Below are 14,643 nucleotides of genomic sequence, written 5' to 3' on the forward strand. Positions count from 1 at the left end.
AAACCAGCTTCAACGTAAAATACGTTAAAACTAGCTTTAAGCAATACACTTCATCAAATAAACAAACATTTATTTTTCAAAGGTTAATAATTCCCCGTCATTTGGTACAACAACTCTATTACCTAAGTCGTTAGAATTTATAAATTCATTCAGCTCTTTACGAGATAAATGCCAATGATTGACCGCTTCCATATGCACAACAACAATTTGCGCAAGTGGCAATGTATTAGCAACTTTTAACACATCATGTTCATCCATAACTAACGGCCCACCTTCAAAGAATTGATTTGCACCACCATTAAGAACAACAACATCTGGTTGATACGTTTTTAATGCTTTTTCAACCCCTTCAAACCAAACTGTATCTGCTGCTAAGTATAATGTCGGCTCTTCAGAATGTTTTAAAATCATGCCGTGAACATGTCCTGTCATCTTCAAAATTTCACCATGACCATGTTGAGCATCTGTTTTAATCAACTCAATTTCTCCAATGTGTGTCACATCATTAAATACAGAAACATTTGTAAACCCATAACGCTCTACTTCACTAGCATCTTCTTCATTTTGTGCGTAAATTTTAATATCTTTCGGCAATACTTCAATTGCTTTCGGATCAAAATGATCAATATGCAAATGCGTTAAAATCACTAAATCGATGTCATTTATAATGTCTTCAATTGCCATGGGTAGTTCTACAAGTGGGTTTTTTTGATCTTGTCTCGGTGAATTTGGAAAAGGGTCAAATGAACCTTTATCACTTAACATTGGATCAATCAAAATGCGTTTACCTCCATACTCAATCACGGCCGTGGCATTTCTTATATGTCTAATATTCATGTTAAATCCCCCTATTTCATATGTCTGTCATTGCGACAATATGCATACATTGCCTACTTCATGCCAAATTCTTTTCCACTGGATATCGATTTTAAATAATTATTCCAATGTCCGCTTCCACGAATCATCACTTAACATCTCGCCAGGCCATGTGTAAGCCATCACACCACCATCAATTCGAATCGTCTCTCCAGTTATGAATGAACTGTCGTCAGATGCTAAGAAGACTACTAATTTAGCAACTTCTTCTGGTTTACCTAAACGTCCCAGCGGAGTCATCCATTTTTGATTTTCTCTAAATGTTTTACCTGCATCATCCTCACTCGTACCTGTCAGTTTATCTACTAACGGGGTTTCAATTGTACCTGGTGCAATTGCATTGGATCGAATGCCATCACGACCATACTCAATTGCGATTGATTTTGTAAAATTAATCACTGCGCCTTTCGCAGCATTATATCCTGAGCGATACAAATCTTCTGCCTGTCCTGAAAATGAAGACGTATTAACAATAGAGCCACCTTGATTCATCATTAAAGGTAACATCATTTTCGTCATTAAAATTGTCCCACGCATATCTACATTCATAATCTTGTCATACACATCTATTGGATACTCATGAATTCTACCAGCCGCATTATCCACACCGGCATTATTAAACAACACATCGATTCTTCCAAACTGTTCCTTTATGTCAGACACAAAGTCTACCACTTGTTGTTCATCTGAAATATCCACATTATACGCCTTCGCATTGTCACCGTTACTTTTAATTTTATCGACAGTCTCCGATACCGCTTCAGCTATGTCTACCGCCAATACATACGCACCTTCTTGAGCTAAAGCGATTGCAGAAGCTTGTCCGATACCTGTACTTGCTCCTGTTACGACTGCAACTTTATTTTCCAAACGTTTCATTCAGTCACTCCTATACAACATATCTTAAACTTACAGTCCTTATTTTCCACTGTTCAATGCTTCATAAACCTAATAGATAAGTCTCCAGGCAGTCTTAGCTACTCTCTGCTATACAATTTCTATTGAATAACTCAAAATATTTAACAATATTAGTCTTTTCATTTTCTGAAAATTGTTACTTTTGAGAGTATTTTTTGTTACACTTTAAATATTTAACAAAGGGGGGAATCATTGATGACATCAAAACATCAACAAAAGGGGTCTATCGTCAATCGTTTCTTGAATAGTGTTGAAAAAATTGGAAATAAATTGCCAGATCCTAGCGTCTTATTCTTTTTAATGTGTGTGGGCTTAGCCATTATGACGTGGGTTATCTCATTATTTAATGTATCTGTTAAGCATCCAGGTACGCATCAAACCATTTATATTAAAAATATAATTAGCCATGATGGATTTACGATGATAATGAATGATACGATTAAAAATTTCTCAGAGTTCCCAGCATTAGGCTTAGTACTAGCAGTGATGATTGGTATTGGTGTTGCAGAGAAAACAGGATACTTCGATAAGTTAATGATTTCTGTTGTGAATCGCGCACCACGATTTTTAATTTTACCGACTATTATATTAATTGGTATTTTAGGTAGTACAGCCGGCGATGCTGCGACAATTATCTTGCCGCCGCTTGCAGCAATGCTTTTTATTAAAATTGGCTATCACCCTATTGCTGGTTTAACGATGGCATATGCTTCCGCTGTTGGAGGATTTGCAGCAAATATAGTTGTTGGTATGCAAGATGCTTTGGTCTATTCATTTACAGAACCGGCAACACGTATCGTTTCAGATTCTATTAAAACAAACGTTGCTATGAACTGGTACTTTATCGCAGCGAGTGTCGTTGTATTACTTCCTACGATATTGCTAGTTACAACTAAGCTCATTATTCCTAGATTAGGAAAATATGATGACAGTTTAATGCATGATGACCATGAAGAAGCATCTTCACATATTACTGACAAAGAAGCACATGCTTTAAAATGGGCAAATATCAGTTTCATAGTCACAATTATTTTATTAATTATTACAGCTATTCCTGAACATAGTTTTTTAAGAAATGCTAAAACAGGCAGCTTACTAGACGATGCGCCATTAATTAACGGTGTCGGATTAATTATTCTTGTCGTATTTTTAGTACCTGGATTAGTTTATGGGATTTTAAGCAAAGAAATTAAAAATACAAAAGACTTAGGTAAAATGTTCGGCGATGCTGTAGGATCAATGGGAACATTTATCGTTATTGTGTTTTTTGCAGCACAGCTACTTGCGTATTTAAAGTGGAGTAATTTAGGAATTATCGCTGCTGTTAAAGGTGCCAAATTATTAGAACATCAAAACGGTATTGTATTGATACTAGGTATTATTGTACTGAGTGCAATGGTCAACATGTTAATCGGAAGCGCATCGGCTAAATGGGGTATTTTAGGACCGATATTCGTACCAATGTTAATCCTTATCGGCTTTCATCCCGCATTTACGCAAGTCATTTACCGTGTAGGCGATTCAATTACCAATCCAATTACACCGATGATGCCGTACTTACCTTTATTATTAACTTATGCACAAAAATACGATAAACGCATGAAACTCGGAGCCTTACTTTCTAGTTTAATGCCGTATTCAATCGCGCTAAGCATTGTATGGACAGTATTTGTCATCATTTGGTTCTTATTAGGTATCCCTGTTGGACCAGGTGGACCGATATTCGTTAAATAACAGTATTCAAAGGGATAAATTAAAAATGCCACTATACAAGATTTGACCTGTATAGTGGCATGATTTGTTATGATATAGCGTTCGAGATGAAACTCTGCATTTATATGAACAATTATAGTCTATCACTAATAATATTTAGTCTGTTCCAACCGTTAATTTGGTTTACAACAAAGACAAGATCAATAATTTGTTCTTCATCATAAAATGATTTTAGCCGGTCAATAATTTCAAACTTCTTAAAGTCTTTGATTGAATTTAACATTTCTGCAAATTCAAGCGTCACTTTTTCTTGATCAGTAAATAAATCTAAATGTCTAAAACTCAAGACTTCATCAATTTTCATTTGTGTTACACCCAATTCCTTTAATTCTTTTTTATGGATATCAACACAATAATGACAACCGTTAATTTTTGAAATTAATAACTTAATCAATGCACTAAGTTCATCATTAACCGGTGATTGATGAATAAACTTTTCACCTTGGCTCATTACAGACATTAACTCTCCATTTTGTTTCTTGTAATTATACGGCATTTGCAATCTCTCCTTTACATTGTTTAATACCAATCCAGTGATACTACACTTCGAACAATATTGGATAGAATTTAAAATTCTGTATAACATCTTGTCAATCTATGCTTTAGTTAAAACATTTAGCGCTTATATTTAAAAAATATATAAAATATGAAAACAGATTGAAAGGATATTATACCTTGCTCTACCCTTTTTTATAAAAAATCACACACATTTGAGAAAATTTGATAATGTCAATAAATCACGTCATCGCCATTGTTATTCGGTATATAATGTTTTTATAATGGCTAAACTATTATTTCATTTACATTAATGGGGTTCGCTTGTGTTAATGTACTGTACAAAACTGGGGAAGTATTGGTGATGATGAAGTGATTGATATTAATTGCGAAACACCTTCGATAGCAATGACATAGATTATTGGAAGATTAAATCAAAAATAAAGAAGACCCTAGTGGCCTTCTTTTTTGTCTAATTCTTCTTTGATTTCGTCAGGTGATTTTAATTGATGCGCTGGTTTTAGTAACTCACTTAATCTTTCACTTTCTATCATAGCACCACCAAACTGATAATTATGTTCTGGTGTAGCATAAGCAGTAAAATTATCTTTTTTGTTTTCATTGATGTAGCCTTCAATTACGGCATCGCCCATGGGTCCTCTTTTTAAACTTGTGAAATGCACAGATTTGATGGTATTGGGTTCTTTGGTATTATGCTGGAGATAGAGTGTAATACGCTCCTGTTGTTCTTTATAGTATATTGCTTTTTGTTTTTCTTTTTCGTCATATTTCACTTTTAAATAAATGACTGATGCAACTATACATATACATAAAATGACACCAATAATTACAAAAACATGTTTTTTGTTCATTAAAGTAACTCCTAACTTTAGTGACTCTACTTTTTATTTAGTTCTTTTTTTATATCATCTGGTGATTTTAATTGATGCGCTGGTTTTAGTAACTCACTTAATCTTTCACTTTTAATTAAATCACCTACAAATTGAAAGTTATTTTCAGGTGATGCATAGGCAACAAAATCATCTTCTTTATTTTCATTTATGTAACCTTCAATCACAGCACTTCCCATAGGACTTGTTTCCAATTTTGTGAAATGTACAGATTTGATTGTGTTCGGTTCTATAGTATTATGCTTAAGATAAAGTGTAATGCGCGCTTGTTGTTCTTTATAATAAATTGATTTTTGTTTTTCTTTTTCGTCATATTTCATTTTAAAATAGATACTTGCAACACTAATTAATATGATTAACATAATACTAGTTAATATTAAAATTTTCTTTTTCGACATCTATCACCAGCTCCTAAAATGTGGTGGAATTTTATACAGTTTACATATTTATGATACTACAAAACACACTCTTACAAAGAAAATCTATAATTTTAATCTAGGTCAAGGAAAAGCAGCCAAAAGTGTTTATATAAGATCAACGAAATATTGCGGGTATAAAGTGGTTAACAGATAAATACAGTGGAAATTGTACTAAAAATTCAACTTTTCATTTTTATATGTAAGTATGATTAACTTGAAAACAAAATTAAAACGGCCGCATAGTTTTAGCGGTCGTTCTTTTTAGACTCTAATTCCTTTTTTATCTCATCAGGTGATTTGGTTTGATGTACTGGTTTTAATAACGTGCTTAAATTTTTACTTTTGATTAAACTTCCACCAAATTGATAATTATGTTCTGGAGACCCATATGCAACAAAATCATCTTCTTTATTTTCATTTATGTAACCTTCAATTACTGCATCGCCCATAGGTCCTCTTTTTAAACTTGTGAAATGTACAGTTTTGATGGTATTGGGTTCTTTAGTATTATGATTAAGATAGAGTGTAATACGCTCCTGTTGTTCTTTATAGTATATTGCTTTTTGTTTTTCTTTTTCGTCATATTTCACTTTTAAATAAATGACTGATGCAACTATACATATACATAAAATGACACCAATAATTATAAAAACATGTTTTTTGTTCATTAAAGTAACTCCTAAAATGTGGTGGAAAATGAAATTTTTTTGTAATCTGTAATTACGAACATTATAGATTATAAACCATAACACTAACATCGTCGCCTTCATTAACTTGATTGTTAAAATCACCAATTACTGAGAATTGTACAAGGAATAATTGCCTATTATGCCCTCATGTCATTATTGCCTTACTAACATTAACAAAATCGATAGCTATTACATTAAATGTCTATCTCCCACACCTCAAACACCTTTTTATACAGGACGCACTGTAATTTCATTCACGTTAACATGCTTTGGTTGTGTTAATGCATACAATACCGCTTCTGCAATATCTTGTGGATCAAGCTTTTTACGATCACTTGGATTATATGCGGCTGTTATTGCTGTATCTACCATTCCTGGAGAAATGCTTGTTACTTTAACGCCTGTCTTTGCCAACTCTTTTTCTAATCCTTGAGTAATAGTGTGAACTGCTGCTTTCGTCGCACTATAAATCGTACTACTTTTCGTTACTTCAAAGCCAGAAATAGATGCAATGTTAATAAGATGTCCACTTGATTGTTCTAACATAGTTGGTAATGCAGCCTGTGCCGTATATAAAGTGCCTTTGATATTCACATCAATCATACTATCCCACTCATCTACTTGATAATCAGTAATCTTAGACGATAACATTTGTCCCGCACTATTGATAACAATATCCAAACCACCGAATGTTTGTTGTGCAATTTTCATCAATTCATCGACTTCTTCTTTATTCGTTACATCTGTTGGCACTACCTTCACACTATCTTGAGCTAATTGATTCGCCACATTTTGTAGTTTATCTTTATTTCTACCGGCTAAGACAACTTTCGCCCCTTCTTCATGTAGTAATGTTGCAATTGCTTCTCCAATACCACTACCTGCACCTGTAACTACTGCTATTTTATCTGTTAATACTGTCATAATGATCGACTCCTTTGATTCTTTTTATTTTTTCAGGGTAAATCATAAATACATATTACTTTTAAAAAGCGTATCACAATTCATATAACGGTCATAATAACTCGCTTCATTTTCATAGATAAATTACATTACAAGCCATTCGAAATATACAATTAATCGTTGCTTATATTTTTTATTTTTAAAAATGTTGAAAAATCGTCACTTCTTTATTGTAAAAACATTATATTAGTACTAAAGTTAATACTGTGATTTATCATTCGATTGAATGATTAGAGGGAGGAATTAAACGTGACATATCATGAGCGTGTTTTAGCATTAAGAGCAGAAAGTAAAAGAACCGCATTTGATTTTCGATTCGAAGATTTATTTAGCAAAGAAGAATGGCTAAGTATGTCTCTTGCAGAAAGACAAAAAGCTGAAAAAGCATTTCGACACGAAGTTAAAAATATGGACGATGTAAGAATGCCCTTCTCAAGTGTCCATGACGCCCAAGTAAAATTATATAATGTTGTATATTCTTATAACGGCATTAAACGTAATTTTAAACAAGTTGAAAATGAAGGATTCTAATATCATTTCGTTTATATATAGCAGACATGATAGAATTTTATATGTAAATCTTGTAGGTAATCGTTTTAAAAATAATATAAGTATGACTAAAGCCACATCCAATATAGGACGTGGCTTTTAGTATCGTTCCAGATTTGTGGGGAGTTAGGGTTTACTTAATTAAAGGGATCTGCCCTCAATTGCTCACCAACGAGGGCAAGTTACATCAATCACACTTCAATTGCCGCCGACTAGGGGTAGTAATCATTGGCAATAAGAACTAGTTAGTGACTAACGATTTACGTTCCATAGCAAAGTGATACAAACGCTCAGCATCAATGTAAGGCATAGAATCAATAGTTAGGTAACCATCTTTGATGTCACCAATTAATCCTTGATTTACACCAGTGTTCACGTAAATATCATAGCTACTTACGTCTGAGAAAATAAGCGCTTCAATCTCTTTTCTCATAATCATCACTCCAATGTTTATATATTATTTATATAAACTCTCTCGTCTCTCTCTATTTATTAACTTCTTACAAGTCTAATATTACATGAATTTCCAAATAAATAAAGAGGTTTGTGATGTATTTCACAAATTTATCACTATTTTGGAAAATTAAGAAATAGTTAATTATATAAAAGTTTAATAAGTCAGAAAATATGATAAAATGTAGATGTTCTTTAGACATTAAAAGCTTCTAACATGATACGGAATATGAGGTTCCTGTATCACATTAGAAGCTTTTTTGTTGCGGTGCTTATATTAATAATGGCATGAATGAACGCATGCTGTCTTAGTTTCAGGAATCGGCTAGAATATTAAACTTCCGTTCTTTGAATATTTTTTAATTTCTTACTAATATCATCCAGTTCATTCTTCGCCTTTTTAACCCAATCTCCTTGAGCTACATTATCAAATTCACCTTTAAATTTTTTGAAATGGCTACCTATATTTCACAGCTCACTTTAGATATCGAACTTGTTTCTTCAGAGTTACTTGTTATATTACCAGGTTTTATTTGATATTCAGTTTGACTCATAACTTGTATCCTCACTTGAAGTATATTGTACAGAATCTGTAAAATAAATGTTTTCTTCTTTATTTTCTACAAAGGTAAATTCTAGATTTTTTGACCCTACAGATGAGCCTTTTAAATCACCATCACCTTTTATTAATAATTTCGGAGCTTTGTTGGTTGGAATATTATATCTTTTTCGAAGTTGCTTCACATTGTAGTCATCGTTTTTCAATTGATATTTTGCGGAATAACTTGGAACATTAGGATTATATGAAATGTCACCATCTTTATAATCATTAATATCTTTAAAGTCACCGTATTGTACAAAGAATTTAAAGTTTTCGATTTCTTTTCTTAACTTGTCATTCGGTAGTGGCTTCGTTGGTATGATTTTATTATGTTCCATTTTTACCGGATACCTTTTTTCATCATCCTTTGGTCTGCCGTTACTGTCATCTGTCATTTCACTTATAAAATAATACCCTTTTGTGGTTCTAGTATTGCGATTGATATAGAGCACCATTCCTCTCGTTTCCATATCCTTACCTTTTGGCTCGATTACCATTTCAGAATTAACTATCCAAGTACCTTTATCACCCTTTTTAAATTCTTGATCTCGAAAGCCTTCTTTATCGTAAAAATCATCGAGATTTTTGGTTGGATATAATTTTAATGTTTGATTAAATGTGTCTTTAATTTGGGCGTTTCGACCATTTGTTTTTGTCATAATGACATAACCTACAATCAATATAATGAGTAATACCAAGCATATACCGAGCGTTAATTTCTTTGAATGAATCATCATTTCTCCACCTTATATTTTTAATATTGACTCAATCTTTAATTTATACAACTAAAGCGAAAAATTATTTTGAACACTTTATGAAATTTTTATTTCAAACTTCTATTAACCCTATTCAGTAGGTTTGAAATTAATACTATCAGAAAAATACACATTTTCTTCTTTATTTCTTATAAAGTTAAATTCTAGTTCTTTAGAACCTACGGATGAGCCTTTTAATCGCCATCACCTTCATACAGTTTGAAGTCATATTTACCAATTGTAAATGACGACTAGATGATATATAGTTCAAGAAACATCAAAATTCGTTAAAACATAATCAAATTTTATTATGTTCAAAACTTTATTTTCCAAAAAATAAAAAAGAAGTTAAACAAAGATTGGTTGCTTAACTTCCATTATTGAATTCATTAGTCCGATTTGACATAGATCCCGAAAAATAATGGCTAATAGCCACTTATAGTCGAGATTATGAACTATATAATTTATTTATTATTAAATGGATTATATACTTATTGTGTTTCTTAATACCTTTTTATACTTTAATATCTTGAATTTTTTCTAAATCATTACTAATATCTTTTAATTCGTCTGTGGCATTTTTCACCCAAGCCCCTTGTGCCGCATTTTTAAAATCATCTTCAAAGTTTTTGAAATGACTTACCATTTGGTCAAGTAATATTTTCTCATCACTTTTCAGCTTATTTTGATGATCATGATGCATACGAACATGTTCAGGCGCAATAACCTCACTAATCTGTTCTTTTTCCTTCATTTGTTCCAATACTGCTAAATCTGGTAAACCACTAAAATCAAGTCCCACGCTTATTCATCTCCTTCAATTCTGTCAGATTGTTTTAGATATTCTCTTCTTAACTCATCTTTATAATCTTCTAATTTCATTTCGTGATGTCGGATACGTTGATTCGTTTCTCTATCGAAAGATTCTATAATACGTGTCATCCTGATCATAGCGTCTTCACTATAATTCATTTTATGTTTGAGATATAAGAAATGATCATACATTTGTTCACATTTCTTGCGTGTTTGATGTCTTAATTCATCAATTTGATTGAATGCATCATTCAATTGTTTTCTTTCTTCATCATAGGCATTTTCAAGTTCATTAATATTTTTATACGTAGTAAACATTACATCATCCCATCAATCTGGCTCGCTAACATTTGGTCATTAGAAACAATTGCTTCGATACTCTGTTTAATTTTTGCGATATAGCCATTACAATTTTTATAAACATCATTTAATTTCTTTATCTTATCATCAATTTTTCTTTTGGGATCTGTTTCAAGTTTACTTTCATACGCGCCACCTTTTCTTAATTCATCTATAACCTCTTCAGAGGTTAATTTTTCACCAATTTCATTTCCAACTTCTTGCGCTTTTTTCCAGTTGTCTCCAAATTTATGTGCCATCGCGTGATACATTTTTTTCAAATGTTGGCTTTCTTCATTCACTAATTGATTTAAGCCTTCGGCAATGGTTAGTGCTGTTAAAGCTTCTAATAATTGTTGTTGGGAGGAAGAGAGTGATCCACCCGTTGTTTGAATCCAATTCGCTCTTAACGTCTCTACTTTATGTAATCTATGCCTCGTTTGTTTACGAACGGATTTTAATGCTTTATTATTTTCGTCTTGGTAGCCTTTAACTTTGTTTAATTCAGCTAAGATTATAGCCTGTGTTCTGCTCATTAAAATACCACTCATTGCATGGCCTTCTCCATTTTTAAGTACTATTTTTTCTCCAGCAGTTTCATATAAATGATTGCGGACACCTGCATCTAATTCGTCTTCATCAGACACAAATCTTACAATGTGACCATCGTACTTTTCAATCAATTTTTTAAGTTCTTCTTGATCGGCATAAAGGCCGCTCACATCTTTGATCGCTAATGGAGCTGGATTATACACAACGATATGTTTAATATCATTACTCATACCTAAAATCATCGCATCTCTACCGCCCAGCGAATGTCCGGTAATAATATCAATATCATAGTCTTTTTTGATATTTTTGATAAAGTCTTGGGTATTTTTATAATGTGGATCTTTATCTGTGACGGAATGAAGGCCAATATTGACATCGGCCCCAATATCCTTTAGCGTTTCACTCGCATCTATATATCCTTGATAAGAAGGAACACCAAATGTTTGTTTTAATATTGCGTCTTTGTGTACATTAGTACCTGTCATACCTAAAGTAACTTTGCCAGTGTCTTTATTTAAAAAGGCGCTTGTAGTCGTACCTGTTTTGGGGTCCGTATAACTTTTAAGATATGAAAGATTTTTAGGGAAACTATTTTGTGATTTTAATATTTCTATTTGCGTTTGAATACTTGCATTATTTAAATCGTTATTATTTGCGTTTTCTATTTCATAACTTATACTAGATATTGCGCTTGTTTCTTCAGAGTTACTCTTTATATTGTCAGAATTTATTTGATATTTAGTTTTGTTCATGATTCATTTCCTCAGTAGGTTTGAAATTAATACCATCAGAAAAATACACATTTTCCTCTTTATTTCTTACAAAGTTAAATTCTAGTTCTTTAGAACCTACGGATGAGCCTTTTAAATCGCCAGATCCTCTCAATTTTAATTCAGGTGCCCTTTTGGTTGATATATCATATCGTTTTCTTAATTGTTGGACATTATAATCATCATTATTCAATTGATACTTTGCGGAATAACTTGGTACGTTAGGATTGTATGAAATATCCCCATCTTTATAATCTTTAAAATCTTTAAAATTCCCATATTGTACAAAGAACTTAAAGTTTTCAATCTCTTTTTTTAACTTCTCGTCCGTTATGGGCTTCGTTGGAATTATTCGATTACGTTCCATCTTGACAGGGTATTTTTTATCTTTATTATGAACGTATCCTTTTTTGTCTTCTGTTGTCTCACTTATTAAAAAATATCCCTTAGCTGTTCTAGTGTTACGATTGATGTAAAGTACCATCGCTCTGGATTTTAAGGCTCCTCCTTTTAATTGGATGTACATTCCAGAATTAATAATCCAAGTCCCTTTATCTCTTTTATCAAATTCTTGATCTCGAAAGCCTTCCTTATCGTAAAAATCATCAAGATTCTTGGTTGGATACACATTTAATGTTTGATTAAATGTGTCTTTAATTTGGGCATTTCGACTATTTATTTTTGTCATAATGATACAACCTCCAATCAATATAATGAGTAATACCAAACATATACCGAGCGTTAATTTTTTTGAATGAATCATCATTTCTCCACCTTATATTTATAATTCTGACTCAGTTTTTAATATTTACAACTAAAGCGAAAAATTGTTTTGAACAAATGAATTTAATTGTAATTATTTTGTATTTTAAATCTTCTTATCAGAATTATAAAACAATTAAATCAAAAGATAAAGTTTCTGTGATTTATTATTAATTTTAAGAGTTATCGTTATAATCTTTTACCTAGTGCTTTATGGAATTTTCATTCCAAACTTCTATTAACCCTATTCAGTAGGTTTGAAATTAATACTATCAGAAAAATAAATGTTCTCTTCTTTATTTTCTACAAAGGTAAATTCTAGATTTTTTGATCCTATTGATGAACCTTTTAAATCACCATCACCTTTCAATAATAGTTTCGGAGCTTTGTTGGTTGGAATATTATATCTTTTTCGAAGTTGCTTCACATTGTAATCATCGTTTTTCAATTGATATTTTGCGGAATAACTTGGAACATTAGGATTATATGAAATGTCACCATCTTTATAATCATTAATATCTTTAAAGTCACCGTATTGTACAAAGAATTTAAAGTTTTCTATTTCTTTTCTTAATTTATCATCAGCTATCGGTTTCGTTGGGATAATTCGATTATGTTCCATTTTCACTGGATATTTTGTATCTTTACTTTGTGCATACCCTTTACTATCTTCCCACAATTCTCTAACAATAAAATTACCTTTCGTTGTTCTAGTATTACGATTTATATAGAGCACCATACTTCTAGATTCCATTTTTTTATCCTTCAGCTCAATTACCATCTCAGAATCAACAATCCAATTGCCTTTGTCGCCCTTTTCAAACTCTTGATCTCGAAAGCCTTCCTTATCATAAAAGTCTTCAAGATTTTTAGTTGGATACAGGCTCAACGTTTTGTTGAAGTTTTCTTTAATTTGTTTATCTTTACTACTTTCTTCTTTTTTCATTCCGCAAGCGCCTATAAAAACAGATAGTATTATCAGGCATAGACACAATTTTAACCTTTTTGAATGAATCATCATTTCTCCACCTTATATTTTTAATACTGACTCAATCTTTAATTTATACATTTAAAGCGAAAAATTTTTTAACACTTTATGAAATTTTCAATCCAAACTTCTATTAACCCTATTTAGTTTGACTCATAACTTGTATCCTCGCTTGGAGTAAATTCAACCGAATCTGTAAAATAGATATTCTCTCTTTTATTTTGTACAAAGGTAAATTCTAAGTCTTTAGAGCCTATGGATGAACCTTTTAAATCGCCATCACCTTTCAACAATAGTTCTGGTGCTTTTTTAGTCGGTATATCATATCTTTTTCTTAATTGTTGGATATTATAATCATCATTACTTAAATGATATTTTGCCGAATAACTTGGTACGTTTGGATTGTATGAAATATCCCCATTTTTATAATCTTTAAAATCTTTAAAGTTGCCATATTGTACAAAAAACTTGAAGTTTTCAATTTCTTTTTTTAACTTCTCGTCTTTTATAGGTTTTGTTGGGATAATTTGATTATGTTCCATCTTGACAGGATATTTTTTATCTTTATCATGTGTATATCCCTTTTTATCTTTAGTTATCTCCCCTACTATAAAATATCCTTTCGTTGTTCTAGTGTTACGATTGATGTAAAGTATCATCTCTCTGGATTTTAAGGCTCCCCCTTTTAATTGGATGTTCATTCCAGAATTAATAATCCAAGTCCCTTTATCTCTTTTATCAAATTCTTGATCTCGAAAGCCTTCCTTATCATAAAAGTCTTCAAGATTTTTGGTTGGATATAATTTTAATGTTTGATTAAATGTGTCTTTAATTTGGGCGCTTCGACTATTTATTTTTGTCATAATGACATAACCTACAATCAATATAATGAGTAATACCAAACATATACCGAGCATTAATTTCTTTGAATGCATCATCATTTCTCCACCTTATATTTTTAATACTGACTCAATCTTTAATTTACACAACTAAAGCGAAAAATTATTTTGAACACTT

19 protein-coding genes and 1 pseudogene are annotated in these 14,643 nt (G+C 31.7%); 4 read left to right on the plus strand and 16 right to left on the minus strand.

The genetic code is table 11. The features are described 5' to 3' along the window. Nucleotides 1-69: 69 nt before the first annotated feature. Nucleotides 70-837, minus strand: a complete 768-nt coding sequence (locus NSS86_RS11310) for an MBL fold metallo-hydrolase (RefSeq protein ID WP_001026122.1) — start codon at nt 835-837, stop codon at nt 70-72. A 99-nt stretch (nt 838-936) separates the two neighbouring features. Next, the gene (locus NSS86_RS11315) at nt 937-1,755 is read right to left on the minus strand and encodes an SDR family oxidoreductase (RefSeq protein ID WP_000824948.1); all 819 of its coding nucleotides are present in this window, start codon (nt 1,753-1,755) and stop codon (nt 937-939) included. Nucleotides 1,756-1,989: 234 nt separating this feature from the next. Here NSS86_RS11315 and NSS86_RS11320 point away from each other — a divergent pair, with 234 nt between their 5' ends. Continuing rightward, complete coding sequence (locus tag NSS86_RS11320; protein ID WP_000202034.1) at nt 1,990-3,528, plus strand: AbgT family transporter; 1,539 nt, start codon at nt 1,990-1,992, stop codon at nt 3,526-3,528. A gap of 112 nt (nt 3,529-3,640) precedes the next feature. Here the strand turns inward: NSS86_RS11320 and NSS86_RS11325 are convergent, their stop codons facing one another. From NSS86_RS11325 to NSS86_RS11345, 5 genes are all read right to left on the minus strand, one after another. After that, entirely contained in the window at nt 3,641-4,063 is a 423-nt protein-coding gene (locus tag NSS86_RS11325) for a carboxymuconolactone decarboxylase family protein (protein WP_001146763.1), read from the minus strand. Nucleotides 4,064-4,514: 451 nt separating this feature from the next. Next, complete coding sequence (locus NSS86_RS11330) at nt 4,515-4,934, minus strand: DUF1433 domain-containing protein (protein ID WP_001034766.1); 420 nt, start codon at nt 4,932-4,934, stop codon at nt 4,515-4,517. Nucleotides 4,935-4,960: 26 nt separating this feature from the next. Then, entirely contained in the window at nt 4,961-5,371 is a 411-nt protein-coding gene (locus NSS86_RS11335; protein ID WP_000038240.1) for a DUF1433 domain-containing protein, read from the minus strand. Nucleotides 5,372-5,637: 266 nt separating this feature from the next. After that, nucleotides 5,638-6,060: a DUF1433 domain-containing protein gene (locus NSS86_RS11340; protein WP_001034758.1), complete on the minus strand. Its 423-nt coding sequence runs from the start codon at nt 6,058-6,060 to the stop codon at nt 5,638-5,640. Nucleotides 6,061-6,309: 249 nt separating this feature from the next. Then, a complete protein-coding gene (locus tag NSS86_RS11345; RefSeq protein ID WP_000217456.1) occupies nt 6,310-7,005 on the minus strand; it encodes an SDR family oxidoreductase in 696 nt (231 codons plus the stop codon). Between the two features lie 288 nt (nt 7,006-7,293). On the opposite strand from NSS86_RS11345, the gene NSS86_RS11350 reads away from it, so the two are divergent. Beyond that, nucleotides 7,294-7,575: a single-stranded DNA-binding protein gene (locus NSS86_RS11350; protein ID WP_000220938.1), complete on the plus strand. Its 282-nt coding sequence runs from the start codon at nt 7,294-7,296 to the stop codon at nt 7,573-7,575. After that, nucleotides 7,511-7,696: a hypothetical protein gene (locus tag NSS86_RS11355; RefSeq protein ID WP_001791851.1), complete on the plus strand. Its 186-nt coding sequence runs from the start codon at nt 7,511-7,513 to the stop codon at nt 7,694-7,696. The genes NSS86_RS11350 and NSS86_RS11355 overlap by 65 nt, the downstream gene beginning before the upstream one ends. A gap of 138 nt (nt 7,697-7,834) precedes the next feature. Here the strand turns inward: NSS86_RS11355 and NSS86_RS11360 are convergent, their stop codons facing one another. Beyond that, the gene (locus tag NSS86_RS11360) at nt 7,835-8,026 is read right to left on the minus strand and encodes a hypothetical protein (RefSeq protein WP_001224379.1); all 192 of its coding nucleotides are present in this window, start codon (nt 8,024-8,026) and stop codon (nt 7,835-7,837) included. A 434-nt stretch (nt 8,027-8,460) separates the two neighbouring features. Between NSS86_RS11360 and NSS86_RS11365 the strand changes: the two genes are divergently transcribed. Further along, nucleotides 8,461-8,583, plus strand: coding sequence for a hypothetical protein (locus NSS86_RS11365; protein WP_001790144.1), 123 nt, complete (start codon nt 8,461-8,463; stop codon nt 8,581-8,583). 3 nt (nt 8,584-8,586) lie between these two features. Here the strand turns inward: NSS86_RS11365 and NSS86_RS11370 are convergent, their stop codons facing one another. The 8 genes and pseudogenes from NSS86_RS11370 to NSS86_RS11405 all read right to left on the minus strand — a co-directional run bounded on the left by NSS86_RS11370 (nt 8,587) and on the right by NSS86_RS11405 (nt 14,564). Continuing rightward, a complete protein-coding gene (locus NSS86_RS11370) occupies nt 8,587-9,381 on the minus strand; it encodes a tandem-type lipoprotein (RefSeq protein WP_000581894.1) in 795 nt (264 codons plus the stop codon). Nucleotides 9,382-9,492: 111 nt separating this feature from the next. Beyond that, nucleotides 9,493-9,600 (minus strand): annotated as a pseudogene (locus NSS86_RS11375) (Csa1 family protein); the annotation flags it as partial. 316 nt (nt 9,601-9,916) lie between these two features. Beyond that, entirely contained in the window at nt 9,917-10,204 is a 288-nt protein-coding gene (locus NSS86_RS11380; RefSeq protein WP_000521959.1) for a hypothetical protein, read from the minus strand. A gap of 2 nt (nt 10,205-10,206) precedes the next feature. After that, complete coding sequence (locus tag NSS86_RS11385; protein ID WP_000495498.1) at nt 10,207-10,533, minus strand: hypothetical protein; 327 nt, start codon at nt 10,531-10,533, stop codon at nt 10,207-10,209. Further along, nucleotides 10,533-11,858 (minus strand): membrane protein, encoded by a 1,326-nt coding sequence (locus tag NSS86_RS11390; protein WP_001044255.1) that lies wholly within the window; start codon nt 11,856-11,858, stop codon nt 10,533-10,535. Before NSS86_RS11390 ends, NSS86_RS11385 begins: the two co-directional genes overlap by 1 nt. Then, nucleotides 11,845-12,639: a tandem-type lipoprotein gene (locus NSS86_RS11395; RefSeq protein ID WP_000581871.1), complete on the minus strand. Its 795-nt coding sequence runs from the start codon at nt 12,637-12,639 to the stop codon at nt 11,845-11,847. Before NSS86_RS11395 ends, NSS86_RS11390 begins: the two co-directional genes overlap by 14 nt. Nucleotides 12,640-12,882: 243 nt before the next feature. After that, nucleotides 12,883-13,656: a tandem-type lipoprotein gene (locus NSS86_RS11400; RefSeq protein ID WP_000581906.1), complete on the minus strand. Its 774-nt coding sequence runs from the start codon at nt 13,654-13,656 to the stop codon at nt 12,883-12,885. A 113-nt stretch (nt 13,657-13,769) separates the two neighbouring features. Then, on the minus strand, nt 13,770-14,564 hold the full coding sequence (locus NSS86_RS11405) for a tandem-type lipoprotein (protein WP_000972275.1): 795 nt from the start codon (nt 14,562-14,564) through the stop codon (nt 13,770-13,772). Between the last annotated feature and the right edge of the window lie 79 nt (nt 14,565-14,643).

The sequence above is a fragment of the Staphylococcus sp. FSL W8-0056 genome, assembly GCF_037963075.1.
Taxonomy (GTDB): domain Bacteria; phylum Bacillota; class Bacilli; order Staphylococcales; family Staphylococcaceae; genus Staphylococcus; species Staphylococcus aureus.